The organism is Gimesia panareensis (assembly GCF_007748155.1).
Taxonomy (GTDB): domain Bacteria; phylum Planctomycetota; class Planctomycetia; order Planctomycetales; family Planctomycetaceae; genus Gimesia; species Gimesia panareensis.
In genome coordinates this window covers 6,271,469-6,296,225 of record NZ_CP037421.1, presented here as the reverse complement: position 1 = coordinate 6,296,225, position 24,757 = coordinate 6,271,469, and the positions used below count along the sequence as shown (strand labels likewise).

The window sequence follows — 24,757 nt, the reverse complement described above, 5'->3', positions numbered from 1 at the left end:
GCACTGTTGGCTTGCCAACTGTGAAAAGAAAACTTGAACAACAGATAAGATCAAAGGAGCAGGTTTCATCTATATTGAAACCTGCTCCTTTGACTGACTGCATAAAAAAAGAGCCTGCTGAATCGAATCCAGCAGGCTCTTTTAGTTTCGAAGATCAGATCGTGTCAGCTTATCTGTATTTCACAACCGTTTTATAATTCGGTGCAAACAGCCGCGGACCGCGGGTCTTGTAGACCACTCTGCCGGGGGCATAATAAGCGCCCGGAGCATAATAAGTCGTTGTCACCGGAGCGACCACCACCGGAGCGGGCTGGTAGTACACGGGAGCGACGACCGGAGCGGGTACGACAGCGGGGGCATAATAGGCGGTCATCGCGGGCACATAGTAACCCGTGCTCACCGGAGCGGGAACCGCATACACCGGAGCCGGTCCGACATAAGCAAACGGGGAGCTATAGTAAGTTACCCGGCCGCCAGCTTCGGAAACTTGTGGCAGCATGGCAAAACAGGCAGCGATCACGGCTACCGCAGACAGCATTCGAATTCGCATGAGACTGACTCCTGAAGAAGAGGGACATCGTGTTTCTAAGATCACTGAGCCGGCGCGGCTCAGGTCAGTTCAGCAGCAATACGCAAGTCGCAACCTCCTGCAACCGCTTCTGACATCCCTGTCCGTCTCTCGCACTTGTTGAACTGCGCAGGTTAGCCCTGCATTATCGATTATACAGGTTATACGGCCGACATCCACCAGCCATAACCCATTTTTCTTTCAGATCAACAGACCGTGATGCGATGTTCAGACAGTAGAAAACGGGCCGCCTGCCTGAAATCAGGTATTCCCGCCCTTTCGGGCACCCTCAATCAACCCCTGCAGATATCCGAAGGCATGCAGCCGCCCCAGCATGGTATAACCGGGCTCTCCTGCCTCTTCTCCCACCAGCTGGGGCACATGGTCGGGTCGGATCGGCCCTGAAAAACCAATCTCCTGGTACGCCTGCACCGCGGCATACATGTCGGTGGGACCGTTATCGTGAAAGGTCTCTACGAACCGCTCGCGGGTCCCTTGGATGTCCCGAAAATGCACGTATTTGATATGCGGACCCAGCCGCCGGATCGTCGTTGGAATGTCCACGCCCATCTCGGCGAAGGTTCCCTGGCAGAAACAGATCGCATTCGCCGGACTGGGCGCCAGTTGCACCAGCCGTTCAAAATTTGCGACGCAGTTCATAATCCGCGCTTTGCCCATGAACGTCTCCAGCGGCGGATCGTCCGGATGCATCGCCAGCGTCACGCCGCACTCCTCCGCGACCGGCACCAGTTCCGTGAGAAACCGTTCCAGGTTGGTCCAGAGTTCTTCAGCACCGATCGGGCTGGCTTCCGTCTCCCGCGTGGTCTCCGACAGGGAAACCGCCTGCTCCGCCTGGGCGACGTCAAAACCAGTCACCAGTGCGCCGCCCCGCTCTTTGGCGTCCAGCTGCGTCCGCACCCAGTCCGTACCCGCCATGAAGTTGTAACAGACGAAGGGAATGCTCACCGCCTGCATGTCTCGCAGCAGCGTTTTCATTTCCTCAAGTTCAGCCTCGGCCCGGTCATTCCCCAGCTTAATGTTTTCAATCGGCAGATAACCTTCGATCGCGGCAATCTTCAAGCCACACGCTTCCACCTGATCACGCACCGCTTCCAGTTTCTCCCGCCCCGGTCCGGGGTAGCGGATCGTGACATGCGTGACGCCGATCTGTGACAGCATTGTCAGGTTCTCGTTGGTAAAGGGCGTGACTACCGATGTCAGTTGCATGTGTTACTTTCTGTACTCAACAGGGGGGGAAGTTCGCAGGAATAACGCGCTTTTCTTTCTGTCATCCAGGTATTCATTTTCATATTTTTCCACTGATTTCACAATCACCGACGTACAGAATTAACAGGTTCTGCCTTTTCTCGAATGTCGCTTCTGAGTTAAAATCCGACATTCATTCTCAATCGACGCACGAATTCATTTTCTGACAGGCGCTCTCAGATGCATCGTATTACTCCTTCCAGCCCCGACGGGCCGATTCTCAGAGACATCGATTCCCTCGCGAAAGAAATCGGCCTGGGACCAGGCGACTACGAACCGTACGGCCGCCTCAAAGCCAAACTGGTCCACGGACTCGCAGACAAATTAGCCGACCGTCCACTGGCGAAATACATCGGCGTCACTGCCATCAACCCGACTCCACTGGGCGAAGGCAAAACCGTGACCGCCATCGGCCTGGCGATGGCCCTCTCGCAACTGGGCCACACCACGATCGGCACGCTCCGCGAACCCTCGTTGGCACCGGTGTTCGGCATCAAGGGAGGCGGGGCCGGCGGAGGCAATTGCACGCTGGAGCCCCAGTTCGATATCAACCTGCATTTCACCGGCGACATGCACGCGGTCACTTCAGCCACCAATCTACTGGCCAGCATCATCGATAACCACATGGCCCGGCGGAAACTTCCCGAAATCAATCCGAAGACCATCACCTGGAAACGGGCCCTGGACCTCTGCGACAAAGGACTGGCTCACATCATCAGCGGACTCGATCAGCCGCCGCAGGCCCCCCTCCGTGAGACCGGCTTCGATCTGACCGCCGCCTCGGAAGTGATGGCAATCCTCGCTCTGGCTAACGACCCCCGCGATCTGCGCCTGCGACTGGGACGCATCGTTGTCGGCATGACATTCGACCGTCAGCCGGTGACCGTCGAACAATTGGGCTGTGCCGGTGCGATGGCCGCCCTGCTCGTCGATGCCCTGAGACCCAATCTGGTGCAGAGCTGCGAAGCGACCCCGTTTCTCGTGCACTCTGGCCCCTTCGGCAATATCGCACACGGCAACAGTTCTATCATCGCCGACCAGATCGCCCTGCGACTGGCGGATTACGTCGTCACCGAAAGCGGCTTCGGTGCGGACTGCGGCGCAGAAAAGTTCTTCGATATCAAATGCCGCACCAGCGGTCTGCAGCCCGACGCGGAAGTGCTGGTCTGTACGGCCCGTGCGTTGAAACTGCAGAGCGGTCAGTTCGACGTCCATCCGGGGAAACCGCTGCCTCCCGCACTCCTCGAAGAAAATCTGGATGCCCTGCATGCCGGAGCCGTCAATCTGCGGGCGCACCTGGATATCATTCAGCAGTATCATCTGCCCACCGTGGTCGCCATCAATGCCTTCCCCGATGATTCCGAACGCGAACTGGAAGAGATTCAGAAGATCGCGCTCGAACAGGGCGCCTCAGCGGCCGTCATCACACGAGCCTTCAGTGAAGGGGGCGAAGGCTCACTTGCTTTGGCCGAAGCGGTCGTCCAGGCTGCCGCACAGCCGAATCAGTTTCAGTACCTCTATCCCCTCGAAATGCCGATCGCGGAGAAAATCGAAACGATCGCGACCCGCATCTACGGCGCTGGCTCCGTCGAATTCGAACCGTTGGCCCGCCGACGGATGCAGGAATATGAACAGCTGGGTTACGGCGATCTGCCCATCTGCATCGCCAAAACGCAGTATTCGCTCTCCCACGATCCGCATCTGCTGGGACGACCGAGCGGCTTTACCTTCCCGGTCCGCGATCTGCGTCTCTCCGCGGGCGCCGGTTTTCTGTACGCGTTGAGTGGCGAAATCCGCACGATGCCCGGCCTCCCCTCAGAGCCGGCCGCACTGCGGATCGACATCGACGATACCGGCAAGATCATCGGACTGCATTGAAAGTCGACAGGAACTGCTAAGCAAGTTCAGTCGCACGATACTGGTTCGTCCCCGGCGTAAACAGCTCGGGCAGCCAGGCGACCCCCAGTCCCGGTTTCTGCGGCACTTTGATCCGCCCCTGTTCCACTTCAATCGGGGTGTCGATCAGCTGGGGATATAGAATCCGCAGGTGGGCCCGCAGGCTCTCCTGCCAGGCCACATTATTCGAACTCGCGGCGACATGTACTCCGTTAAGTAACGTCAGCGGTCCCGTGCAGTCATGCATCACCACGGGAATGTTATAGAACTGTGCCAGCCGGGTGATGTTCCGCGTCTGCGAAATTCCGCCGACCCATGTTGGATCGATCATCACAAAGTCCGCCGCCCGTTTTTCCAGCGCCAGCCGATAGTCGTCCGGACCGTTGAACATCTCACTCACTGCCACTGGGATCCCCGCCTTGTCACGGAAATCAGCCAGCGTATCCACGCAGTCAATTCGCAGCAGGTCCTCGGCCCACAGGATGTCATATTCCTGCAGGCGTTTGGCGATGCGGAGCGCCGGCGCGAGTTGAAAGAACCCGTGCCCGTCGATGATCAGTTCGATGTTGCTCCCCAGTGCGTCCCGTATTTTCTGAAACGGTTCCAGCGCCCGCGTGATGTCTTCATGCGTAATGTGCAGTGGACCGTTCGTCTTGTGAGCTGCGAAGTCCAGCGTCCAGACTTTGAGCGCCTGGTAGCCTTCCGACAGCAGCGATCGCGCCAGCTCCACCGGCTCATTGACGGCAGACCAGTAATCGTTCAGTGGTCCCTGGTTCCCCACCGAACCGTGACCCGGCCAGGTATGCTTGCTCTCTTTGTCACTGGTGCCCCCATAGGAAGGGCCGCCGCAGCTGTTGTAGGTACGAATCGATTCCTGCACACAGCCTCCCAGCAGCTGCCAGACCGGCTGGGAGGTCACCTGGCCGAATATGTCCCACAGTGCGAGGTCTATTGCCGAGATCGCCCGCAGCTCGGTTCCCCGGGAGCCGAAGTTCGTTGCCCGTTCATACAGGAACCGCCAGTGGGCTTCGATATCGAGCGGATTCTTCCCCATCAGGTAATGCGACATCCAGTCGTGGATCATCGCTGCGACTGCATGCGGAGCGTAATAGGTCTCGCCGCAACCGACGATGCCTTCGCTGGTATGAATCCGCACCAGCAGCAGCCCCGGCATAATTGACTCGGCAATGGACGTTTCAATTTTGGTGATCTGCATCAGAGTTCCTTGCGCAGCGGGTTAATCAATGGATTCAAACGGGAACAGCGGTTTTCGGCGGTACTGATAGTCGAACTGCTCCATATCCGCCGAGGTTGAACCGGGGGTATTGACGCGGATCAGGTTCGGGCAGACCGGGCGATAGGCGGCCAGCGGCGCCTGTACCCCTTTGGCGATCAGGATCTGATAGTCGCCGGGCTCGATATTGCACGAGGTCAACTGCCCCAGGCTGAACGGGGGTGTCCGATGACTGTTGAGCATGATCGTCAGACCATAATCGGTCTGTACTACGGCTGTCGGCCCCATGTGAAATTCGGTTTTGCCTCCGTGTCGTACTTCCGATTCCGTGAAATGGCCGTCATGCACACTGACGACATTCACGTCTGCGACCAGGGGTTCGCCGTGCAGGTCATCGGTTTTACCACCCATCTCCAGCCTGATCATCGTCGCTCCGGGACCCGCGGTGATAGCCGCCTGGGCCGCCTCGGGATCATACAGGCAGGCGAAGCTCGCCGGACCGTTTCGCCGTTCGATCGCATGCAGGATTGTCGTTCCATCTGCCGGAGAACCGCCGCCGATGTTATCTCCCATATCCAGAAAACAGACCGGGCCCGCCATCTGCTCCGCTCGTTTCAACGCCTCATCAATGTCAATCAGTTTGGCCTGAAATTCTTTGCGGCGGTCGATCAGTGTCTTTCCCAACTGATCTGCCAGCTCCTGCGCCTGCTGTGGATCATTATCTGTGACCACAATAAAGCCCGAACCCATTTCCTCTACATCCGCATAGGGAAAGCCGAGGATAATGCTGTTCGACAGCACGCCGGGTGTCTGCAGCATTTCATCTGCCTGGCAATACAGCGAGGCACACGGTTCGGAAGAAGTATGCTGACGCTCGATATTAATCGCCACCGGCACGAAACAGGCGGCCTGCGTTGGTTTGACCTCCCCTTTCAATGTCCGATCCATCAGCCGGGCTGCTTCGATGCCCCGATCCTTCTGATCGATGTGCGGATTCGAACGGTAGACAATCGTCGCATCGCAGGCGTCGATCATCTTCTGTGACACATTCGCATGGGCATCCAGCGTGCAGATGACAGGCAGATCCGGACCAACCTGTTCGCGAACCAGCGACAGCCAGTAACCATCCAGGTCCCGTTCGCTTTCGCTGACGCCCGCACCATGCGGCGCGACCAGCAGACCGTCCAGCGGTCCCGCCTCCTTCAGTGCGGTCAGCATCTGGCTGACCAGCGTATCAACGGTTTCCGCCGTGATCGTTCCGCCCGGCAGAGCCCGGGCGACAAAGATCGGCACCGCTTCCAGGTCAGTCTCTGCCAGTCCCGCGAAGAAACCGCCAATCTCGTGGGCCGAGTCTTTAAAAATCGGGTAGATCTCATCTCCCGTCGCCAGCACATCATGCTCGAAATCGGTCAGCGTCGTCGCCGTCTGAATAAATGTATTCGATTCGTGTTGTATTGATAGAATTCCGACACGCATCTCAGGCTCCTCCAGACCGCATCAGTCAAAACTTATGGAAAATCTCGGCACCGTATCTTAAAATGGAACGTTACATTCACTATAATGAAACGCAGGCGGGGATGCAAGCAGATCCCCAGCGCGAACGGATGACTCTTTCAACAAGACGCAAACTAACATGCCTTCCACCAAAGAAGCCTCTTCCCTGGGCAAAGCATTTCAGGTACTCGAAGTCCTGGCAACCGCTGCCGGACCGCGGTCGCTCTTGGAAATTGTGCAGGAGCTGGGACTGCATAAACCGACCGTGCACCGGATCCTCGGCGAACTGCTCAACCTGGGCTACGTGAGTCGTGTCGAAAAAGGCGTCTATGAAATTACTCCCAAACTCAGGCGACTTGCGTCTGGCGAACTCGAAGATCATCTGGTTGAAATCGCTGATCCCTGTCTGCGGGAACTGCATACGGAAACGGGAGAGACCGTCAACCTGGGCGTTCTCCGCGGGACCAATGTCCGTTACCTGCGGGTGCTCGAAAGTACGCATCCCCTCCGGCGGATCGTTGAACCGGACAGCGCGGATCCCTTTTACTCGACTTCCCTGGGGCGTGCGATTACGCTGCAACTGACCGATGAGGAATGGGATGCGCTGATCAATCGCACCCGCCTGCTGCCCCGGACCGCGGAAACCGTGACCGATGTCAAACAGCTCCGCAAAATTCATCATCGCGCACAACAGGACGGCTACTCCGTCGAGCAGGATCAGAACGATGTCGGCGTGACCTGTATCGGGGCGCCCCTCTATCAACAGGAAAACATCGTGGCCGCCATCAGCCTCAGCGTTCCTACCGCCCGGGCAGATGACAAAGCACTACAGAATTTCATCAAAACCGTCCTGCGAACGGCCGAACAGATTTCCCACAAACTTGAATTCAAGAGATGAGCCAACCATGAACGACACCACCCCGGAAACAATCACGCTGAAAATGATGCGGGAATCTCTCTATTCCGCCATCGTCTGTGATGCCCTCGATTCCATCGGCCTGACCAACCAGTCCCCCCGCAAGGAACTGTTCCCGATGACTGTCGAAGATGTGGTCGTGGGCCGCTGCAAAACCAGTCTCTGGGCTGACATGTACCACGTCGACCCCAGCCCTTACGAACTGGAACTCAAAGGCGTCGATTCGATCAACGCCGACGAAATTTTCATTGCCGCCGCCAGCGGATCGATGCGGTCCGGCATCTGGGGAGAACTCCTCTCTACTGCTGTCAAGCACCGGGGCTGTACGGGAGCGATCATCGATGGTGCCGTTCGCGATGTCCGCCAGATGCGGGAAATGTCGTTCCCCGTCTGGGCCGTCGGCACCTCCCCCTATGACAGCAAAGACCGTCAGCGGATTATCGACCTCGACATTCCCGTGGAGATCGGGGGCGTGACGTTTTCCCCGGGCGATCTGGTGATTGCCGACGTGGATGGCATCGTCGTTGTGCCTCAGGAAGTCGAAGACAAAGTGATCCGCCTCGCCTGGCAGAAGGTGCACGAGGAAAACACGTTCCGCGACAGCATCAAAGCCGGCATGTCCGCCACGGAAGCCTTCGCCAAATACGGCATTCTCTGAGCGACAGCCGCTACGATTCCGGATTCCACCACTGGTCCAGCAGTCGACGCAGCTGTTGCTGCTGGGCTTGGAAGTCTGGATCGTCAATCAAGTTGTCTGTTTCGCCCGGATCTTTGGCTACGTCATACAGCACATCGCCTTTGGTGTAATTGTTCCAGGTTTTTCCCTGGGCATTCGCGTTATGGGCTGTAATCAGCTTGAGGTTCCCCTGACGCACCCAGCGATGGGCGACGTCCCGTTCCGGATGCCCCAGCGAACTCGCATCGCCCGGATAGATGGCCCCATACACGGCCCGGTCAGCGGGGAGCTTCGCTTTTCCTTCCGCAGCAGGCAGCAGGTTCACCCCGGGCAGTCGTTTCGCATCCGCTCCCTGTCCGGCGGCATACAGCAGGGTTGGCACCACGTCGATGCTGCTGACCAGCGCTTTGTGAGTGGTTGGTTGGGTCTTGCCATCCCAGCGAATCAGGATCGGCGACCGCAGACCGTCTTCAAATGGCGAACGCTTGCTGGCCTTCGTGTGGTGATAGTTCTCGCGAGGCTGCATCGGTCGCTCGCCCGGAGTCCAGCCGTTGTCGATCACGAACAGAAACAGTGTGTTTTTGACGTCCGCTTCTTGTTCGACGAACCGGATCAGTTCCCCGACCGTATCATCGAACTGCGTACAACTGGCGTAGTAGGCGATTTCATTCTTTTTCACCCCCGGCTGATTTCGATACAAGTCAAAATACTTCTGAGGGGAATCATGTGGCTGGTGCGGCAGATAAGGGGCATACCAGACCAGCCAGGGCGTCGACTTCTGTTCGCAGTCTTTCACAAAATCATAAATGGGCTGCATGGTTTCGCGGCCGATTTTCAGTCCCCAGTCTCCGTTGCCGTGTGCTGCCAGCGTGCCGCTGGCCAGCTTCCGGTTGCCGCCGAATGTCTGGCCCGGCACCGGTTTGAAAACGGTCATCCCCTCCGTAAAACCCGCATTCCGGTAATGGCCCTCCCAGAATTTCCCGGTCTGCAGACAGCGATAGCCGTGCGCCGCCAGCAGCCGGGGCAGCGTATCGACCGACTGAATCAGTTTAAACGCCCGGCTGCGGATCTGCTCGTATTCCTCGCGGGAAGTCATGCGGTTGAACGCACCATTCCCCGGCGGTGGATGATTGTAGTGAATGCCGCTCTGATGGGGGTACAGACCGGTCAACAGCGTCGCCAGCGACGGGCTGCAGACACTCGTGGGCAGATAGCCGTTCACAAACCGGGCGGATTGCGCTGCCAGCCGGTCAATGTGGGGTGTTTTAATCTCGTGGTTCCCCATAAAACCGAAGTCGCGGTAGGTCTGGTCGTCGGCAATGATCAACACGATGTTGGGTTGATCGGGAGCTTCCGCCCAAGCGTTCCGGCAGTCAGACAGGCAGCAGAGTCCGAGCAGCAGGCAGCCGATCATGGTGTATAATCTCGATTCGATCAAACTTCGCATGCTTCAAAAATCCCCCTACAACCCAAACCTGTGAACTGCTACATTAAGTCCAGCATAGTCGCTGAGATGACGCCTGTCATTCCGGAATTGCGTTTTTGGTTTCTGCTTTAGCAGCCGCGGACCGGAACTCAGCCTGTGTGAAGAATCCAATAATTCAGCAGGGACGGGAAAAGTTGGGAAAACGACGATTACAAATCGAATCCCACAGGGTAACATAGCACCTGCTGTGGAAGCATGACCTGGGCTCCGTCAGCGCGACCATGGTTCTTTTCAACCGTTCAGTTCAGGAAGACAACTACGCATTCAGGTTTCAGAAAAGGAAAGCATCCCGTGAGCATCGATCCCATGACCTATCAGCCAGGCGGCGATAAAAAGAATTCCGAGTTTTTCGAAGATTACCGGATGAAGATTTTTGAACGCCGCAAGTCCAGTGGGATCGAAGATCTGCTGGGGACGATGCGGGGGATCGTGCTGCAGGTGGAAACGGGAGAAGTCCTGCCTTACCTGCATGAGCTCTACCTGATGGGCCCGTATCGCTTTTCGGCCGCGTTCAGAAATAATACACACAATGTGTATGTGCTGACGTCGCATCCCGACTATCCGCGGCTGTTCATCCTGGAGCCGCTGGAGAAGGACTATGCCGACGAAATCACCATGTTCAATCGGCTCTACCCGCTCTCCAGCAAAAAGCCCAACGCCCGCTACATCGGGGAAATCTTCAGTACGAAGGATGTCACCGAAACACGGAGTACGCTCGAATCGCACAGCGTCCGTTTCAATTATCACCATGAAACCAAAAACCCGTTCTTCACCGACTCACATTTTGTGTTTACCTTCCCTTCCGATTTTACCTGTAACCGGGTGGGCTACACACAGGAAGATATCGACGACTACGACGTGCTCCAACTGGGAAAGCCTTTCGAACTGGAACCCGAAGTCATGGAGTCGCTGAACCAGGTCCTCGCCTTTGGGGAAGCCCATAAGCTGAACAAACTGGTGCTGGGAGTCGACCATCTGGCAACCCGGATTCTGGCCGGCGAGCGGGAAGATGCCATCCTCGAATTTCTGACGATGTCCAACCATTATTTCTGGGGGGCATACAACATTTCGGAGATGAATTCATCCACGAACGTAACGCGGAACGGCTACGTCGATAACGATAAAAAATCGCCCGCCAAGGTCTTCACAGCGAATAACACGCCTTCTTTCGTGAACTCCTTTGAAAATCTGCCGATGCCTACCGAAGACTTTGTCCGCAATTACGGACGCCGGCTGCACCACGTGGCCTACGAAGTCCTCGACGGCGATCATCGAGGTGGTGAGAAGAACGTGGACTACGTCGTGCAGACGCTCAAAGACAAAGGCATTCCTTTCCTGGCGCACGTGGTCGGGGAATGTCTGGATGAACCCAACCTGAAGCAGATTTTCTCCAAGCATTCTCAGTATTCGATTCTGATTACGGAATATGTGGAACGCTGCCACGCCTACGAGGGCTTCTTCACCAAGTCCAATGTCGCCGCGCTGACCGAAGCCGCAGGCAAGGACGAACGCTACGATCACGGGCATGTCTTCGACTGACAGACACCGTCTGACGTCCCCCGGAATTCTGCGCTACTCACACCAGGAATTGAGATCACAATGAATCAGACTGCGAAGGACCTGCCACGGATTGTCATCATCGGAGGAGGATTTGCGGGCATCAATGTGGCCAAGGCGTTTAAAAAGTCGGCCGTCGAAATCGATCTGATCGACAAACGCAATTACCACCTGTTCCAGCCCCTGTTGTACCAGGTGGCGACCGGCGAACTCGATCCCGCCAATATCGCCGCCCCGATTCGCAAGATTCTCTGGAAACAGAAGAACGTGCACGTGGCACTCGGAAAAGTGACCGCCATCGATTTCGAGAAAAAGATCGTGCAGTTCGACGGGGGCGCAATGGACTACGATTACCTGGTGATCGCCACCGGGGCGCAGCAGTCCTACTTTGGGCACGACGATTTTCGCGTGCATGCTCCGGGGCTGAAGTCGATCGACGATGCGCTGGAAATCCGCCGCCGACTTTTTCTGGCATTCGAAGAAGCGGAATGGGAAGCCGACGAAGAGGCCCGCCGCAAAAAACTGACGTTTGTCATCGTCGGTGGCGGACCGACGGGGGTCGAACTGGCGGGGGCCGTTAAAGAGGTCGCCACGGAAACGCTGCCCAATGAATTCCGCAATATCCAGAGTAACTCGGCCCGCGTGATTCTTGTCGATGGCGGTCAGCGGCTGGTGGGGCCTATGCCCGAGGATCTTGGCAAGAAGGCGCAGGAAGTCCTCGAGAAAATGGGCGTGGAAATCCACTTGCAGGTTCACGTCAATGACGTCACCGCGGAAGGCGTCGTCATCGGCGAAGAGACGATCCCCGCGGAGAACGTCTTCTGGGCTGCGGGTGTCCAGGGACAGGACCTGGCCAAAGATCTGAACGTCGAAATCGATCGAGGCAGTCGGATTGTCGTCGAACCCGATATGTCCCTTCCCGGCCATCCCGAAGTCTTTGTGGTGGGCGACGCGGCCCACGCGACCGATGCCAAAACCGGAAATCCGGTTCCCGGAGTCGCCCAGGGGGCGATCCAGACGGGACGCTTTGTGGCCGAGATCATCAAGCAGGAAATCGAAGGTCGCGCTCCCAAAGAACGGCCGGCGTTTAGTTACTACGACAAAGGTTCGATGGCCATGATCGGCCGAGGCAACGCCATCGCCGCCATCGGTAAGGTTCATTACAGCGGCATCCTGGGCTGGATCTCCTGGAACATTCTGCACGTCATGTTCCTGGTCGGTTTTCGGAACCGGTTCAAAGTCATGCTGGACTGGCTCTGGAACTACATCTGGAAGACCCGCCGTTCGCGACTGATTACCGGCGACCCCAAGGTGCACATCAAACGCCTCTACTCCGAACGCCACAATTGCGAACAACATGAAAAACGCCGCCGGCTGCGGCGCCGTCATAAAGACCAGGAAGAATAGCTGTTTTTCCGAGGGACGTATCATGAATTACCTGATCGCGGCAATCATGGCCGGCCTCCTGATGCTGGGCATGTTCGTCTATTGCCGGGTTGTCAGACATGCTTTCTGGCAGGAAGCGAAAAACCGCGCGGGCGAAGACCTGGACTCGATTGAAGACTATGGGATGGAAGTTCCCTCCGGTGTCCTGGTTTGGATGAACCTGGCCAGTTTTTTCACGGTTTTCAGAATTCCGCTGATCATTTTGATCCTGATCTTCTCTTTCTGCGTTGCCTGGTATTGTGACAGTGCACAACCACCGGTGGAGCAAAACTTCACCGAGCAGCAATAAGTGTCACAGATTATTTCTGTGTGATCCTGCATTTCGTTTTAGTTTCAGGGAGTCCTTAATCATGGAAAACTCAAATCAGGAAACCGAAATCCAGCAAAAAGCGACTGCGACCGCGGGGCTGGTGTATTTTGGTGCGATCAGCACCGGGTTTCTGGGGATTGTCGCCGCTATCATGGCCATGTCGGATGAGATCAGCAGCGGCGGAATGTATCTGCTGGCCTCCGCGTTTGCCTTTGGCCTGCTCGCCAATGCCCTGTACCGGAACTGAAAACAGAGTTTCTTTCTTTTTATCAGATTACCGGAACTAAACCGTTCTGGTATTCGTCTCTCTATAGAAGTTCAGGTATCTAAAGGGGAGATCTCAAATGTTCGCTCAATTCAGCGTCACGATCCGGTTGTGTGTCGTCCTGTCACTTTTAGCATCCACCAACGTCGCCAATGCCCTGGGCTTTGAGATCGGGGACTCCAAAGAAAAGCTGGGGCTCAAATATGATCTTCAGCTTACAGATCATGGCACCGGACGGGTGACGGTCAACCTGACGATTGACGATCCCGGCAAACTCAAACCGTTGCAATCAGTCTGGCTGGTCATTCCGGCCGAGTCGGGAACTGGTTATGTGGACCTGTCGATCGAACTGGCCAAGCATAACACGGACGGACAACTGCGGGTTCGCGCGCATCTGAAAAAAGAACTGGCTGAGCGGGCGCAACTGCAGCTCAGAACGCTGACCAACCCCCGCACCGGCCAGGCGGAACCACTGTCCTGGTTTTATTATGTCATTCCGCTCAAAGAGTACCTGGAGCCAAAGCCCCGTAGCGGTGGGACCAGTAAATGACAGTTGAGGAAGATCGGATCCAGGAGCGGCAGCATAAGATCTTGTTCTGGTCGGCTGGCTATGTCTGCTTGACTCTGATCATCTGGTGCCCCGTCATACGATTTACATCACCGGGCGATCAAATTCACCCCATGGTGCAACTGGCACTTACCGTGTTCGTGATCCTTCCTCTCTCGTTCTTTCAGATCGTGCAGGCCTGCAGGCAGGTTTATACCACCTGGCCGCGTAGGACTGGTGTCGTGGCTTTAGTCGCAGCGTTACTCCCCGTCCTGTTATTTGTCGGCACGCAATGGTATCTGCTCGGTAACCTGCAGATCACGTATGGGGATTAGCTGGCTGAGAGGCGTCTTCTAGTTTTCGTGATCTGAACCAGCGAAACAGTATAATCAGACAGGCAACCGCCAGTGGTGGCAGCACGATGATCAGGAATTCAGAAAAGAATAATGTCGGATCGTCGGGGGCTCTTTTTCCTTGCGGGGTCAGTTGAAGAGAGCTGAGGAGCAGCGTGAGAGGAATCGAGATCACAAACATAATCCCCAGAGTGCTGACAAAGCGATAGTATTCCCGGGGAGTATACGTCGCCCAGGCACTCAGTCCGAAGTAGAAGGCCAGGCCGATGACAGGGCCAATTCCATAGTCCCGCCAGTAAGCCAGATCGGCTTCGCGGTCCATCGCGGGGGAGTCGTGCCAGAACCAGTAAAAGAGTGTGTATCCGCCGATCCATAAAACGGGGATCAGAGCACCTGCCACGGTGCCAAGCATGCCGGCGATGAGCCCCCGTTTGAAGTTCATGGTGAGCCTTTTATTTCAGAACATATCTACCTCAAAAATCCTCTTTTCATTCTATAACCTGTTTGTGCATGACAAAAGAAGTTATTCGGGTAGTCAGTAAAAAATTGACTGTTGTCTCCAGCCGGGTAGGATGAAGGGTGAGTAATCGAGTTCTGGTATCACCGCTCGAAACGCATTGATCCCTATGGGAGATGAGACGATGAAGTATGTTCTGGCTACTGGTGCTATTCTGCTGGCTTTCTGCAATAGTCTTCCGGCCGCAGACAAAGAGGATCTATCGGTGATTCGTCCTCTGCTCGGACACGGGTTCGGAAACATCATCGAAATCGAAGGCCGCATGAAGTACGCAGAAAAAGCGAATTCAAAAGCCTGGCGCAAACAGAAACGGATGATTGTCCACAAGGTTGGCGATCGGAAACTGGAGCAGCCGGTGATGATCACACTCGAAACGTTTTCCTTCGCGGGGATCCTGCTCCCGGACAATGGAACCCCAGTACGTCTCCGCGGCTACGAAACGGGGCGCTTTGGCGGCATCCCCGGCAAAGCATTTGTCGATATCCCTCAGGTCGCGACCACAAATTTTCATTTTGAAAGTGTGTTCCAGGTAACCAAACTGCTTGAGGCTGGCAAAGCCGCACAGGAATAAACCGGTCTATCCTGATTGAACATGAAACCGGACGGTTACTTCATCTGACTCAACACAATCTTATCGAACAGCTTATCGGTCAGCAGCCGCTTCACGCGAGGAAGCAGTTTGGCATCCATGGTCGTGGCGTAGCGGGTTTTGGGATTCTTCGCTTCGATCGCTTTGATCACGGCGTTCGCTGTCCCTTCCGGACCGGGGCATTTGGCGTACATGCCGCCGGTATACTTGCGAAATCCCGCGACCAGGGGCTTGTAGTCTTCCGCGAGGTCCAGGCTGTCCAAAGTGCCGAAGGCGACTTCGTCGAATTCGGTTTTGACGGCGCCCGGCTCGATGACGACCACATCAATTCCCAGTGGCTTGACCTCCATCCGCAGGGCATCGGAGAAGGCTTCCACCGCGTGCTTGGTCGAGGCGTACCAGCCCACCACCGCCGTTGACATCTGCCCTACCACGGAGGACGTATTGATGATCCGCCCCGCCCGCTGTTTGCGCATCTGGGGGAGCACCGCCTGGATCAGCCGTCCCATGCCGAACACGTTCACGTCATACTGGCGCTGAATCTCTTCGAGGGGTACATCTTCAATCGTGCCGTACGAACCGTAGCCCGCATTGTTGAACAGCACATCCAGTCGCTGCTGTTCCTCCAGCACTCGGGCCACTCCCGCTTTGACCGAGTCATCATCGGTCACATCCATGTGCAGCACATGAGCGCCTTTGGCCTCCAGGTCCTGCATCCGATCGACCCGCCGGGCTGCAGCGTAAACGGTGTACCCTTTCGCCAGCAGCTTCTCCGCGACCAGTTTTCCAAACCCGGCTGAGGCGCCGGTGATCAAGACCGTCTTCATAATCTTCTGACTCCATTCAGTGAATTCGATGATTTTATGAGGTGCCTCGGGGACCTGTGCCCGAATCGTATCAGACTCAGTCTGACTGTCAATCGAGGTCTCCGGCAATCGGCTTGTGATGTGTGAGTTTCGCCCTCAGGTATTCGTACTGGCAATGATGCCGACCCGCTGCGGGTGGTAATCCACTTCGAGCGGGAGCCCGGCGTCGTTGTGACGCACGAGACAGATATGGTGGCAGGCCGATTCGTCACACAACAGCCGACCCACGTGGTAGCCGTCGAAAATCTGAAAGCGGGTTTTGTGAGAGCCGCATCCCGGGCAGTCGATGACTCCCGGCAGTTCCCGGTCCGCCATGAAAGGCGGGTTTTCCAGGTCAGGCACGACCGCTGTCAGTTTCTCATCGCGGATTTCAGCCAGGCAGTGAAAATCCTTCTCGCAGGCAGGACAGACCACGTAGCCCAGTCCCCAGGGTTGTTCCGCCGGAAGTGGTCCCCCGTTCTGGGGACGGCGTCCGCGCATGAAAGGATACTGCTCGCCCAGTCTGACCTTTTGAAAATTCGCACAGAGCCCGAAGTGCAGATAGACTTCCGCTTCAATTTCGGCATGACGCTTCAATTTCGGCATGACAGCGTGGGCAAACCAGCGGGACATCGGCGGTATTGTAAATTCCCATGGCGGTTCTTCTTCATTGGGGACAACACAGAGTCATTTGCTCCTGCCAGCAGCGGAGAAATCAGCGTTATGACTGACTGCATGGTATCCGATATTATCCCAAACCAAACAGACAATTCAATCTATTCTTGCTGAGGAAAGCCGCTTTGCGGGAGTGAATCGGGGGAACAAAGCTTTGACTGTCATCATCCCGTTCCCTGCATCTTGCGGATTTGTTCAGACTGCCGGGAAAAATGATTCCAGAAAATTGTTACATTCTGCTTGATCGAAGATTTTGCTGTAGTAGGATCAGAATCGTAATTGCTTAAAAGCAGGCATGTTTTTGCAGGAGAATGAAGATGGATAGAATCGCGTTCAGTCTCTTAGCTATTCTGCTGATTTTGATTGCCATTCTTTTTGTGGTTCCACAGGACAAGGTGACTTCCCAGCGACAAAAGTCAGCCGATCCGCAGACGGTGAAGATCCAGCGGCACACAATCGAACTGGAACGGGTCGAAAATGTGCGCATCACCCCCGAGGGGATCCTGCGATTCTCAGGCGATGATGGTGGAAATCACCTCAGGAGAATGCATTATTTTATCAACCTGAATACCGCGAATGTGACACTGGTTGAAGACGATGAGTTCGCCAAAGACCGGATTCAAATGTCCGACACCATCATCGGCGGCCTGCAGATTACCCTGGCCAGTTCGCACGAACTGGACCTGGAGGGGTACACGGCTTCCGATAATGCCCTGTCCCACAATCTCAGTGCTTCATTTATCGAAACGTCGGCAGAAAGCCACTGAACACTGGCGCGATGCTGCTGCGCAGGCGGCTATTCCTGAAAGTCGATGGCTTCGTAGTAGAGATCTCCAAACCCGCATTCGATCATGTTCCCATAGATTTTCCAGACGTCCGATTCGTAATCTTCCAGGCTATTCGGCATTTCTCTGCGCGCTTCCGGTACTTCCACCGGAATGGAGAACACTTTGTTCCCGGAATCGTATTCCAGGTCGTCCAGGTCACACGGAAACTCGATCGCTTTCCACTTCTGCTGTTTCAAGGCCGTGACTGCCTGTTGAATCTTTTTCCCGCGAAAGAGGAAGGGGGCTTTGAAATGCAACACAAATCGCCACGTGGGAAGTTCTTCAATACGATCCGGCGGGAAGAGATAGTTGATAGATGTTTCGCCCATGGTGTGTCCTGAGATTGGAAGTCAAAAAAAATCATTCCAGGGGAATGCTAAATCACAGGTCTGAAACTTTGTATGAGTTCAGCGGATGTCCCACGGCAAAGACGCCATCCGGACCGGAGAGTTCCAGGTCGCCGTTCTCCTGGATCTTGAAAATAGTATCCTTTGATTTGTCCTGATAGGCAAACTCTGTTGCGCCGGCGAGTGGTTTCAGTTCCTCCGACTTGAATTCGGAGTCCGGCGACCACTGCATCTGGTAATAATACTTTCCCTGGTCTTTGGTGATGACGACCCGCCGGGAAGCGTTGGCGGTTTCTTCAATCAACCAGTCGCCGAGGACCTGACCTGTTGGCGGTGCTGGGGCCTGCTGGAACGCCTGCAGTTCCGGAATGGAGGTCCCCAGGATATTGATTTTTTCCGGCTCTCCCTGATTGTATTCCGCGCGGGCCCAGTAGCCGGGGCTTTTCGACATATCCGGGATGAGATAGCTGATGGAGAATTCCTTGTACTGCTGATACGGATAATTATCGCGGATCTGATGGCTGAGCAGTGACAGCTCTCGCTCTGAAATTCGTTTGGAAAGCATGATCTCCAGCATCCGTCGGGCCGGTGCCTGATCGATGTCATTGAGAATGTCGTAACGGATCGCCTGCTGCTGGGCCGGCGGCGGGGTCTCTTCTACTTTTGGCTTTTGTAACTGGATGAAGATCACAACTGCGACAACCGCGACACAGGCCAGACCGACCCGAAACCAGATCAGCTGCGCTTTGGAACGCTGCAAACGACTCATAAAAATCCCCTGGACTCATCATTAGAAATAACCATTCAAGACTAGCAGAATGCGGCAGGGGATCAAGCGAGTTACGTCGAATTCCGGACAGGTATCACTGTCAAACAGTTCCAGGAAAGCCTCTGGAGATAGACTGTGCCAACCTCCTGTCCGCGGCAGCCTGCCTGGTCTGTCACCTGAGGATAAGCCTGACAATCTGACTATTTGCTACTATAATGCAGGACATAAGATGCAGCTACCTGTAAACAATTCAGCTGAGAACGGGAACGAAGCATGCAGTATGTGAACTTTGTCTTTGACGATGACGATAATTCGACCCTGTATACTGGTCCTGTTCCCGAGAGTGATGTTGCCTATCTGCAACAGGCTGCCGCTCATCTCAAACCGCTGTCCGATGAAGAATACATGACCGGGCCGGCTGCCGTGCTGCATACTTTGGCGAAGTACAGCTATGTCCTTGATGCTGACGATCTTTACTGGTGCATCGAATGGGATCCGGGTTTCGTGATGATCAGGATGTCGCCTGATGCGGAACTGCAATGGGTCGCACTTCGCTCACCCGTTCCCAACTTTGGCGGCCGAAAACCTTTGCCCGAAGATGGGAATCCCGAAGAATACGAGTGCGACGATAATCCGCAATACAATCTGATCTTCACTCCCTGGGATGCCCAGTTCGACGAGCAGGATCGGGAATGGGGGGCGTTCGTACCAGCCGACAATGAAGTTCAAACTCGTTTTGAAAACGCTCTGGCCCGAGTGAACGAACTGGGCAACGTGATGGAATCGCGTTACGCGAATCACAGCGACGATTGGTTCAAACTCTGCATACAAAATCTGGAAAAATGGTGCGGTGAAGGTGTCAGGCTCCGACCAGCCAGGTAGCTTGCTCTTCGATGCCAGAAATGTCCTGTTCCTCGATTTCGTTCGTGGAACAAAGGATACGACCTTCCTCAGTCCGGGAGAATGATCAGTTTCTGTCTCTCGGATTAGAGTCTAAGGGCTGTTTGCTGAATTCGCATTGAATTCGCTTCCCAATCTTCTGGTACAACCGAAATCGCCTGTGAGAAAAGCGAATATTTTTAAAAGCTCAAGTCGTGGATTCTCTGACGAAGATGCTTCCAGGAGACTTAAATAATAATAAATGGTGATCGGCTCCGATCCATCACCCAAGATGATGGCCAGTGCAGCCGGAAAACCATCTTTGATTCGATTTTCCATCTGGATTTTTTGATTTCCCTGCGCCGTTGCTTCATGAATCAGCGTTTGGATTGAGGTTTTCTGCTCGGAAGTCAGAGTTACTTCCGTGGTTGTCACTTCACTCCAGGCTGGTGTGGAAAAGGCTGAAATAGACCTCGGAGAGCGTGATTGTTTCAGCAGCAGATTACCTTCGTGATCCAGAGTCAGGCGGGCCCAGTATCTGCATCCACCTGGGAGTGCTTGTGCCCGAAAGATACATTGAATTTCTCCCGGCTGGAGTTGATCACGATAGTATTTGATGTATTGAGGTATGCTCCAGAGACCGAACCGCCGATTCAGTTCATTGATCAGGCTATGGTCTCTCCATTCCGAGAGAAACTTTGTCAACCAGCAGATGATCAACGGGATCAGAATTGAGGCCAGCAGGCAGAGCAGCAGTCCGGGGATGGTGCTGGGGACGAGATAACGGAAAATCAGAAACCAGGAAACCAGGATCAGAGTCAGTGAGAGCGGGAATCCCGCCCCGGCAATTCCTTTTTCGAATGCGTTGCGTTCTGCTCGCTGCAGGAGTTCTGCTGTCGGGATGTCAGTGAGACGTTTCATTTACTGATCCGATTTGAAGATGAGCAGGATATTGAGAGCGTAGCGGCTCAATCCTCGTCTTCGACACAGATGATTCCGATCGATTCATGATCCATCACCAGCACTGCCATGTCAAACGTCGCTTCCGTAAGTTCATTCCAGGTGGAATGAGTGGGGTGTCTGGCACTGGTTTCTCTCCCGGTTTCTTGAAGTGGTTCAGTCCCTGTCAACGAAATAAAACAGCCAACGAAATGAAATCAGCAGGCAATCAGGTTGCAGGCTGACAAAGAAAGTACAGATCAGTCGACCAGGAAAAGAGTTTTCCCGTAACCAGCTTGTCGTTTTAGATGCTGACTTTCAATCAAACAATTGGAAAGTAGGGAGATCTGAAAGCACAGAGGCAGGCGGTGGTTGATGTAATTGATGTGCCGAACCTGAGCGGAAACCGGAGAAGGAGTTTAAATTCAGTCTGTGTCCGTAATACATAACAACCAGATGCGAGCTTTCTTATCGTCAAAAATCAGATAAGTGGCGTCCCAGGCAACATCATAGAACCAGTTGGACCAGGGGGTGTCACTTTTAAAAGCCGATGCGGAAAGCCATTGGTTTTCCAGGATGGAAGCCATAAAGTCTCGCGTCAGCTTACGAGCTTCGTCTACACTGCCCCTAAATCGTTCATACGCCCCTCCTGAGAGTATCGTATGAGTTAATTCACCTTCCAGCGCCAGCGGGACAATTGGACTGAAAGTCGGCAGTGGATCGAGGGGAAATTCAAGATCAAATTCTTCAAGCAGATTGGAGTCAGAGACTGTCTGAAGAAACGTTTGAAATCGACTTTCGAACTGGTTTGAGAGAATGAAAATTCTTTTCCTGAACAGGCTACGGTCATCTGCTTCAAAGCATTTCAGGATGACTCCACCATTGACGTGTGTTTTCCGGATGGTGGAAAGCAACCGTTCTATGCTTTGCCAGTTTGCGTTGATGCTATGAAAAGACATCGTTTCCCATGCCATATCACTGCTCCACCAGGGGGATCAAAAGTTGAATCATAGCTGGATGCGCACAAAAAAACGCTCGTCGTCAAAAAAAATGACAACGAGCGTGAAAAGCGAGGCCGACGGGACTTGAACCCGCAACCCCCGGATCGACAGTCCGGTACTCTAACCAATTGAGCTACGGCCCCTTTCAGGTGGTCGGAAATGATAGGCGATCATTTTCTCGATTGCCACTCATTCGACACAAAATTCGCGAGAATGTTCGAAAATATTCTCACAAAAACTTAAATGAAAACTCACGGAGTCAGCATCAAGTCTGTTTTCAATATAACGCGACTATCTGCGGTCGGCAAGTCTCATGAGAGTCGTATCTTAGGAATCGGAATTCTTCACCGCTCGCATCACAAAATCAACACGGGATTCGCTCAAAATCTGAAAGTTCGAGCAGGCGCGCGGGTCAGCCTGTGATTGTTGTGCGGTAAAAATCATTTGCAGCGGCTACACCGGCTCCCGGAGGCAGCTGATAGCCCGCGTGCAGCAGGCAATGTTCGAGTGCCGCCAGGAACTGCAGCACGTTCGTATTCCGACTGCTTTCTCCCATCAGGCCAATCCGCCAGGTTTTGCCTTTCATCGGCCCCAGTCCCCCGCCGATTTCAATCCCGAACCATTCCAGCAGCTCACCGCGGATGGTCGCATCATCGATGCCTTCCGGGATCAGGACGGCGTTCAACATCGGCAGCTGGTGATCATCGGCCACCGCGAACTGGATGCCGATCGCCTGCAGCCCCGCTTTCAGGGCACAGTGATTGGCATAGTGCCTGGAGAAACGGTTCTCCAGACCTTCTTCGAGCACGAGCCTGAGCGCCTGATGCAGACCATAATTCATGTTAATCGGTGCAGTATGGTGATAGGCCCGCGAATCACCCCAGTAGGCCCGCACCATCGACATGTCCAGGTACCAGCTGGAGACCTTGGTCTTGCGGGCATCCATAGCGGCGACCGCGCGCGAACTGAACGTCACTGGAGCCAGCCCGGGCGGACAGCTCAGGCATTTCTGGGTACCGCTGTAGGCGGCATCGATATCCCATTCATCTACCTTCACCGGCATGCCCCCCAGTGAAGTCACGCAGTCCACCAGCAGCAGGGCGTCTGCTGCGTGAACCGCTTCGGAGATCTCTTTCAGCGGCTGTGCGGCGCCGGTAGAAGTCTCCGCATGCACAATGCCCAGCACTTTCGGTTTTTCTTTCTCCAGGACCTCTTTGATTTCCTCGACTGAGAAGACTTCACCAAACGGCCGTTCGATCTGAACTACCTCGGCGCCAATCCGCCCGGCGACATCCGCCATGCGTCCGCCAAAGACACCGTTCGTGCAGACCACGATCTTATCGCCCGCTTCGAGCAGGTTCACGACACAGGCTTCCATTCCGGAACTGCCGGTCCCGCTCACGGCGAGGGTCAGCTCGTTCCGCGTGTGGAACAGTTCCCGCAGCATGTCCTGGACTTCATCCATGATTCTCAGGAAGTAGGGATCCAGGTGACCCACGGTCGGTGCACCCATCGACGCCAGCACGCTGGCAGAGACATCGCTGGGGCCGGGTCCCATCAGTGTGCGACGCGGAGGATGAATGGGAGGATGCAGGTGATGTTCGGTAATCATGGTTGGTACTCGTTCAGGTTTAATGGGACGCGGTCAGGTCTCTGTTTATGACGATACTCCAGGTGGCTCAACTTTTTCCAGTCACCAGGCGGCTGATCTGTTTAAATTCCCCGGTGCCCGCCACATCGCACCATTCGAACAGAATCGCTTCCGTCGTCGTGATGCTGGCGCCCGAGTTTTCCATGCGTTTCAAGGCGATTTCCCAGTCGAGCTGATTCCGGCTGGCAACCGCATCGGCGGGAATCGTCACCCGATATCCCAGCGACAGCAGATCCAGGGCGGTCTGCTGCACGCAGATATGCGCTTCAATCCCGGTCAGCACGACCTTCGTTCTGCTGTCCACCATATTGGCAGCCGCTCCCCAGCCCAGGCATTCACTGGCACTGAAGTAGAGCTTCTCTTTCGGGGCCGGCAGTACTTCTGCCAGTTCGGGGACCGTCGGTCCCAGCCCTTTGGGATACTGCTCGGTACAACTCAAAGGAATCTCAAACAACCGGGCCGCCTGGATCAGCTGCTGAATCCGTTTGACCAGTTGATCTCCCTGGGGAATGACCGGCAGCAGTTTTTCCTGGACGTCCACCACGACCAGTTGACACTCCTGGTGAGAAAGCAGATCAATACTGCGGGGAAAGGAACGGGCTGATTCTGTCATGGACGGACCTGACTGGCGTTGCAAAAGAAACACAGAAACAGGAAAGCCAGCCGGTCGAAAACCCGGCTCCACTTTCAGATTGAGTCCTGCGCTGGTAAAATTCAGACTTGAAAAGTGTACCGTAACAAAATCTCGATCTGTAGTGAAGCATATGACTCATCAGAAATCGTCCCCAACGTTCGTCAGTCGGCAAGTTTGCTGGTTCTCCGTGCTGGCTGTCATCCTGAGTTTGTTTTCACTGCCGGTGGCTGCCGAGCAGGAATCGTCCGCGGAAGACGTCAAAAAAGAACGGCTGCGCCTGCTGAAACTGTTCGTCGATGAACTCGTGCCGATTACTCCCGGCAAGGGGAAATTTCCCCAATCCTTTCAGATGGGATCATCGAAAGGGGAACCGTCAGAGCAGCCCGTGCACGAAGTGACGCTCACACAGGATTTCTGGATCGCAAAGTACGAGGTTCCCCAAAATCTGTACGAAGTGATTATGGGAAATAATCCGAGTCGCTGGAAAGGTCCCCGCAATTCCGTCGAGATGTTGAACTGGGATGCGGCCAATGATTTCTGTGAGAAACTCACACTCCAGTTACGCAAACATCAGCTGATCGGGCAAGAGGAACTGATCCGCCTGCCCACCGAAGCCGAGTGGGAGTACTGCTGCCGGGCCGGTACCAGTACGGCGTACAGTTTTGGTGATACTGCACAGAAATCGGGGGACGAGGGGAAGCAGGCAAAGATTCTCGATGATTTTGCCTGGCATACCGGGAACGCGGCCGGCAATGATCCTCCGGTGGGCGCCCTCAAACCCAATCCCTGGGGGCTGTACGATATGCATGGCTATCTTTGGGAGTTTGTGGCTGATCCCTGGCATGACAACTATAAAAATGCACCCTCTGACGGCAGTGTATGGAATGTGAAAACAAAGAATCCGTCACACGTGGCCCGAGGGGGGGCGTGGACAGATCGTTATGATCGACTCCGCTCTGCCTTTCGAGCGAAAGTATCACCTGCAACAGTCAGTCCAGCTCTGGGTTTACGCTGTGTGAAAGCAAAGATTGCAAAAGTGAAAAAATCGGAAAACTAGTTCCTGCGAATTG

At 54.9% G+C, this 24,757-nt stretch carries 28 protein-coding genes and 1 tRNA gene; 14 read left to right on the top strand and 15 right to left on the bottom strand.

From position 1 onward, the window contains the following. On the top strand, positions 1–197 hold a 197-nt coding region (locus Enr10x_RS30425), incomplete at its 5' end, for a hypothetical protein (RefSeq protein WP_232093114.1). On the opposite strand, the gene Enr10x_RS30075 is transcribed toward Enr10x_RS30425, so the two are convergent. Beyond that, positions 170–550: a hypothetical protein gene (locus Enr10x_RS30075; RefSeq protein WP_197997342.1), complete on the bottom strand. Its 381-nt coding sequence runs from the start codon at positions 548–550 to the stop codon at positions 170–172. The two genes, Enr10x_RS30425 and Enr10x_RS30075, sit on opposite strands and share 28 nt — an antisense overlap. Positions 551–829: 279 nt before the next feature. Continuing rightward, a complete protein-coding gene (locus tag Enr10x_RS23505) occupies positions 830–1,795 on the bottom strand; it encodes a mannonate dehydratase (RefSeq protein WP_145451554.1) in 966 nt (321 codons plus the stop codon). 219 nt (positions 1,796–2,014) lie between these two features. Between Enr10x_RS23505 and Enr10x_RS23500 the strand changes: the two genes are divergently transcribed. Continuing rightward, a complete protein-coding gene (locus Enr10x_RS23500) occupies positions 2,015–3,712 on the top strand; it encodes a formate--tetrahydrofolate ligase (RefSeq protein WP_145451553.1) in 1,698 nt (565 codons plus the stop codon). 16 nt (positions 3,713–3,728) lie between these two features. Here the strand turns inward: Enr10x_RS23500 and Enr10x_RS23495 are convergent, their stop codons facing one another. Then, the gene (locus Enr10x_RS23495; protein ID WP_145451552.1) at positions 3,729–4,946 is read right to left on the bottom strand and encodes a mandelate racemase/muconate lactonizing enzyme family protein; all 1,218 of its coding nucleotides are present in this window, start codon (positions 4,944–4,946) and stop codon (positions 3,729–3,731) included. Positions 4,947–4,967: 21 nt separating this feature from the next. Beyond that, positions 4,968–6,440, bottom strand: a complete 1,473-nt coding sequence (locus tag Enr10x_RS23490) for a M81 family metallopeptidase (RefSeq protein WP_145451551.1) — start codon at positions 6,438–6,440, stop codon at positions 4,968–4,970. Between the two features lie 157 nt (positions 6,441–6,597). Here Enr10x_RS23490 and Enr10x_RS23485 point away from each other — a divergent pair, with 157 nt between their 5' ends. Then, positions 6,598–7,356 carry an IclR family transcriptional regulator gene (locus tag Enr10x_RS23485; RefSeq protein WP_145451550.1) on the top strand — a complete coding sequence of 253 codons (759 nt, stop codon included), beginning with the start codon at positions 6,598–6,600 and terminating at the stop codon, positions 7,354–7,356. Positions 7,357–7,363: 7 nt separating this feature from the next. After that, positions 7,364–8,032, top strand: coding sequence for an RraA family protein (locus Enr10x_RS23480; protein WP_145113517.1), 669 nt, complete (start codon positions 7,364–7,366; stop codon positions 8,030–8,032). Between the two features lie 10 nt (positions 8,033–8,042). Here the strand turns inward: Enr10x_RS23480 and Enr10x_RS23475 are convergent, their stop codons facing one another. Further along, positions 8,043–9,497 (bottom strand): sulfatase-like hydrolase/transferase, encoded by a 1,455-nt coding sequence (locus Enr10x_RS23475; protein WP_145113515.1) that lies wholly within the window; start codon positions 9,495–9,497, stop codon positions 8,043–8,045. A 345-nt stretch (positions 9,498–9,842) separates the two neighbouring features. Between Enr10x_RS23475 and Enr10x_RS23470 the strand changes: the two genes are divergently transcribed. From Enr10x_RS23470 to Enr10x_RS23445, 6 genes are all read left to right on the top strand, one after another. Next, positions 9,843–11,075, top strand: a complete 1,233-nt coding sequence (locus tag Enr10x_RS23470) for a hypothetical protein (RefSeq protein WP_145116498.1) — start codon at positions 9,843–9,845, stop codon at positions 11,073–11,075. A 60-nt stretch (positions 11,076–11,135) separates the two neighbouring features. Further along, on the top strand, positions 11,136–12,500 hold the full coding sequence (locus Enr10x_RS23465) for an NAD(P)/FAD-dependent oxidoreductase (RefSeq protein WP_145113513.1): 1,365 nt from the start codon (positions 11,136–11,138) through the stop codon (positions 12,498–12,500). 22 nt (positions 12,501–12,522) lie between these two features. Beyond that, positions 12,523–12,828, top strand: coding sequence for a hypothetical protein (locus Enr10x_RS23460; protein ID WP_145113511.1), 306 nt, complete (start codon positions 12,523–12,525; stop codon positions 12,826–12,828). A gap of 61 nt (positions 12,829–12,889) precedes the next feature. Further along, complete coding sequence (locus Enr10x_RS23455; protein WP_145113509.1) at positions 12,890–13,096, top strand: hypothetical protein; 207 nt, start codon at positions 12,890–12,892, stop codon at positions 13,094–13,096. Between the two features lie 97 nt (positions 13,097–13,193). Continuing rightward, positions 13,194–13,664 (top strand): hypothetical protein, encoded by a 471-nt coding sequence (locus tag Enr10x_RS23450; protein ID WP_145113507.1) that lies wholly within the window; start codon positions 13,194–13,196, stop codon positions 13,662–13,664. Further along, complete coding sequence (locus tag Enr10x_RS23445) at positions 13,661–13,996, top strand: hypothetical protein (protein ID WP_145113505.1); 336 nt, start codon at positions 13,661–13,663, stop codon at positions 13,994–13,996. Before Enr10x_RS23450 ends, Enr10x_RS23445 begins: the two co-directional genes overlap by 4 nt. Here Enr10x_RS23445 and Enr10x_RS23440 read toward each other — a convergent pair. Next, entirely contained in the window at positions 13,980–14,456 is a 477-nt protein-coding gene (locus Enr10x_RS23440; protein WP_145113503.1) for a hypothetical protein, read from the bottom strand. The genes Enr10x_RS23445 and Enr10x_RS23440 overlap by 17 nt on opposite strands. Before the next feature lie 199 nt (positions 14,457–14,655). Between Enr10x_RS23440 and Enr10x_RS23435 the strand changes: the two genes are divergently transcribed. Next, on the top strand, positions 14,656–15,102 hold the full coding sequence (locus tag Enr10x_RS23435) for a hypothetical protein (RefSeq protein WP_145451549.1): 447 nt from the start codon (positions 14,656–14,658) through the stop codon (positions 15,100–15,102). A 35-nt stretch (positions 15,103–15,137) separates the two neighbouring features. Here Enr10x_RS23435 and Enr10x_RS23430 read toward each other — a convergent pair whose 3' ends face one another. Beyond that, positions 15,138–15,947, bottom strand: coding sequence for an oxidoreductase (locus tag Enr10x_RS23430; protein WP_145113499.1), 810 nt, complete (start codon positions 15,945–15,947; stop codon positions 15,138–15,140). 135 nt (positions 15,948–16,082) lie between these two features. After that, positions 16,083–16,598 carry a hypothetical protein gene (locus Enr10x_RS23425; RefSeq protein WP_145451548.1) on the bottom strand — a complete coding sequence of 172 codons (516 nt, stop codon included), beginning with the start codon at positions 16,596–16,598 and terminating at the stop codon, positions 16,083–16,085. A 359-nt stretch (positions 16,599–16,957) separates the two neighbouring features. On the opposite strand from Enr10x_RS23425, the gene Enr10x_RS23420 reads away from it, so the two are divergent. Further along, entirely contained in the window at positions 16,958–17,407 is a 450-nt protein-coding gene (locus Enr10x_RS23420; RefSeq protein WP_145113496.1) for a hypothetical protein, read from the top strand. A 29-nt stretch (positions 17,408–17,436) separates the two neighbouring features. Here the strand turns inward: Enr10x_RS23420 and Enr10x_RS23415 are convergent, their stop codons facing one another. Both Enr10x_RS23415 and Enr10x_RS23410 read right to left on the bottom strand, forming a co-directional pair. Beyond that, the gene (locus Enr10x_RS23415; RefSeq protein ID WP_145113494.1) at positions 17,437–17,796 is read right to left on the bottom strand and encodes a hypothetical protein; all 360 of its coding nucleotides are present in this window, start codon (positions 17,794–17,796) and stop codon (positions 17,437–17,439) included. Positions 17,797–17,848: 52 nt separating this feature from the next. Further along, positions 17,849–18,583 carry a hypothetical protein gene (locus Enr10x_RS23410; protein WP_145451547.1) on the bottom strand — a complete coding sequence of 245 codons (735 nt, stop codon included), beginning with the start codon at positions 18,581–18,583 and terminating at the stop codon, positions 17,849–17,851. Between the two features lie 273 nt (positions 18,584–18,856). Between Enr10x_RS23410 and Enr10x_RS23405 the strand changes: the two genes are divergently transcribed. Then, positions 18,857–19,465 carry a hypothetical protein gene (locus Enr10x_RS23405; protein WP_145451546.1) on the top strand — a complete coding sequence of 203 codons (609 nt, stop codon included), beginning with the start codon at positions 18,857–18,859 and terminating at the stop codon, positions 19,463–19,465. A gap of 111 nt (positions 19,466–19,576) precedes the next feature. On the opposite strand, the gene Enr10x_RS23400 is transcribed toward Enr10x_RS23405, so the two are convergent. The 5 genes from Enr10x_RS23400 to Enr10x_RS23380 form a co-directional block, all read right to left on the bottom strand. Continuing rightward, positions 19,577–20,383: a hypothetical protein gene (locus Enr10x_RS23400; protein ID WP_145451545.1), complete on the bottom strand. Its 807-nt coding sequence runs from the start codon at positions 20,381–20,383 to the stop codon at positions 19,577–19,579. 443 nt (positions 20,384–20,826) lie between these two features. Further along, positions 20,827–21,375, bottom strand: coding sequence for a hypothetical protein (locus Enr10x_RS23395; RefSeq protein WP_145451544.1), 549 nt, complete (start codon positions 21,373–21,375; stop codon positions 20,827–20,829). A 96-nt stretch (positions 21,376–21,471) separates the two neighbouring features. After that, a tRNA-Asp gene (locus Enr10x_RS23390) sits at positions 21,472–21,545 on the bottom strand. A gap of 269 nt (positions 21,546–21,814) precedes the next feature. After that, the gene (locus tag Enr10x_RS23385; RefSeq protein ID WP_145451543.1) at positions 21,815–23,014 is read right to left on the bottom strand and encodes a pyridoxal-phosphate-dependent aminotransferase family protein; all 1,200 of its coding nucleotides are present in this window, start codon (positions 23,012–23,014) and stop codon (positions 21,815–21,817) included. A gap of 67 nt (positions 23,015–23,081) precedes the next feature. Next, positions 23,082–23,666: a hydrolase gene (locus Enr10x_RS23380; protein WP_232093113.1), complete on the bottom strand. Its 585-nt coding sequence runs from the start codon at positions 23,664–23,666 to the stop codon at positions 23,082–23,084. 151 nt (positions 23,667–23,817) lie between these two features. Between Enr10x_RS23380 and Enr10x_RS23375 the strand changes: the two genes are divergently transcribed. Continuing rightward, complete coding sequence (locus Enr10x_RS23375; protein ID WP_145451542.1) at positions 23,818–24,744, top strand: formylglycine-generating enzyme family protein; 927 nt, start codon at positions 23,818–23,820, stop codon at positions 24,742–24,744. Positions 24,745–24,757: the final 13 nt, after the last annotated feature.

Bases quoted from the DNA above. Each gene is read 5' to 3' on its own strand.
- Enr10x_RS23440 (WP_145113503.1), bottom strand. From the start codon at position 14,456: ATGAACTTCAAACGGGGGCTCATCGCCGGCATGCTTGGCACCGTGGCA.
- Enr10x_RS23410 (WP_145451547.1), bottom strand. From the start codon at position 18,583: ATGAGTCGTTTGCAGCGTTCCAAAGCGCAGCTGATCTGGTTTCGGGTC.
- Enr10x_RS23505 (WP_145451554.1), bottom strand. From the start codon at position 1,795: ATGCAACTGACATCGGTAGTCACGCCCTTTACCAACGAGAACCTGACA.
- Enr10x_RS23380 (WP_232093113.1), bottom strand. From the start codon at position 23,666: ATGACAGAATCAGCCCGTTCCTTTCCCCGCAGTATTGATCTGCTTTCT.
- Enr10x_RS23435 (WP_145451549.1), top strand. From the start codon at position 14,656: ATGAAGTATGTTCTGGCTACTGGTGCTATTCTGCTGGCTTTCTGCAAT.
- Enr10x_RS23420 (WP_145113496.1), top strand. From the start codon at position 16,958: ATGGATAGAATCGCGTTCAGTCTCTTAGCTATTCTGCTGATTTTGATT.
- Enr10x_RS23405 (WP_145451546.1), top strand. From the start codon at position 18,857: ATGCAGTATGTGAACTTTGTCTTTGACGATGACGATAATTCGACCCTG.
- Enr10x_RS23375 (WP_145451542.1), top strand. From the start codon at position 23,818: ATGACTCATCAGAAATCGTCCCCAACGTTCGTCAGTCGGCAAGTTTGC.
- Enr10x_RS30075 (WP_197997342.1), bottom strand. From the start codon at position 550: ATGCGAATTCGAATGCTGTCTGCGGTAGCCGTGATCGCTGCCTGTTTT.
- Enr10x_RS23480 (WP_145113517.1), top strand. From the start codon at position 7,364: ATGAACGACACCACCCCGGAAACAATCACGCTGAAAATGATGCGGGAA.
- Enr10x_RS23445 (WP_145113505.1), top strand. From the start codon at position 13,661: ATGACAGTTGAGGAAGATCGGATCCAGGAGCGGCAGCATAAGATCTTG.
- Enr10x_RS23470 (WP_145116498.1), top strand. From the start codon at position 9,843: ATGACCTATCAGCCAGGCGGCGATAAAAAGAATTCCGAGTTTTTCGAA.
- Enr10x_RS23485 (WP_145451550.1), top strand. From the start codon at position 6,598: ATGCCTTCCACCAAAGAAGCCTCTTCCCTGGGCAAAGCATTTCAGGTA.
- Enr10x_RS23385 (WP_145451543.1), bottom strand. From the start codon at position 23,014: ATGATTACCGAACATCACCTGCATCCTCCCATTCATCCTCCGCGTCGC.
- Enr10x_RS23395 (WP_145451544.1), bottom strand. From the start codon at position 21,375: ATGGCATGGGAAACGATGTCTTTTCATAGCATCAACGCAAACTGGCAA.
- Enr10x_RS23430 (WP_145113499.1), bottom strand. From the start codon at position 15,947: ATGAAGACGGTCTTGATCACCGGCGCCTCAGCCGGGTTTGGAAAACTG.
- Enr10x_RS23500 (WP_145451553.1), top strand. From the start codon at position 2,015: ATGCATCGTATTACTCCTTCCAGCCCCGACGGGCCGATTCTCAGAGAC.
- Enr10x_RS23465 (WP_145113513.1), top strand. From the start codon at position 11,136: ATGAATCAGACTGCGAAGGACCTGCCACGGATTGTCATCATCGGAGGA.
- Enr10x_RS23475 (WP_145113515.1), bottom strand. From the start codon at position 9,497: ATGCGAAGTTTGATCGAATCGAGATTATACACCATGATCGGCTGCCTG.
- Enr10x_RS23495 (WP_145451552.1), bottom strand. From the start codon at position 4,946: ATGCAGATCACCAAAATTGAAACGTCCATTGCCGAGTCAATTATGCCG.
- Enr10x_RS23400 (WP_145451545.1), bottom strand. From the start codon at position 20,383: ATGAAACGTCTCACTGACATCCCGACAGCAGAACTCCTGCAGCGAGCA.
- Enr10x_RS23490 (WP_145451551.1), bottom strand. From the start codon at position 6,440: ATGCGTGTCGGAATTCTATCAATACAACACGAATCGAATACATTTATT.
- Enr10x_RS23460 (WP_145113511.1), top strand. From the start codon at position 12,523: ATGAATTACCTGATCGCGGCAATCATGGCCGGCCTCCTGATGCTGGGC.
- Enr10x_RS23450 (WP_145113507.1), top strand. From the start codon at position 13,194: ATGTTCGCTCAATTCAGCGTCACGATCCGGTTGTGTGTCGTCCTGTCA.
- Enr10x_RS23455 (WP_145113509.1), top strand. From the start codon at position 12,890: ATGGAAAACTCAAATCAGGAAACCGAAATCCAGCAAAAAGCGACTGCG.
- Enr10x_RS23425 (WP_145451548.1), bottom strand. From the start codon at position 16,598: ATGTCCCGCTGGTTTGCCCACGCTGTCATGCCGAAATTGAAGCGTCAT.
- Enr10x_RS23415 (WP_145113494.1), bottom strand. From the start codon at position 17,796: ATGGGCGAAACATCTATCAACTATCTCTTCCCGCCGGATCGTATTGAA.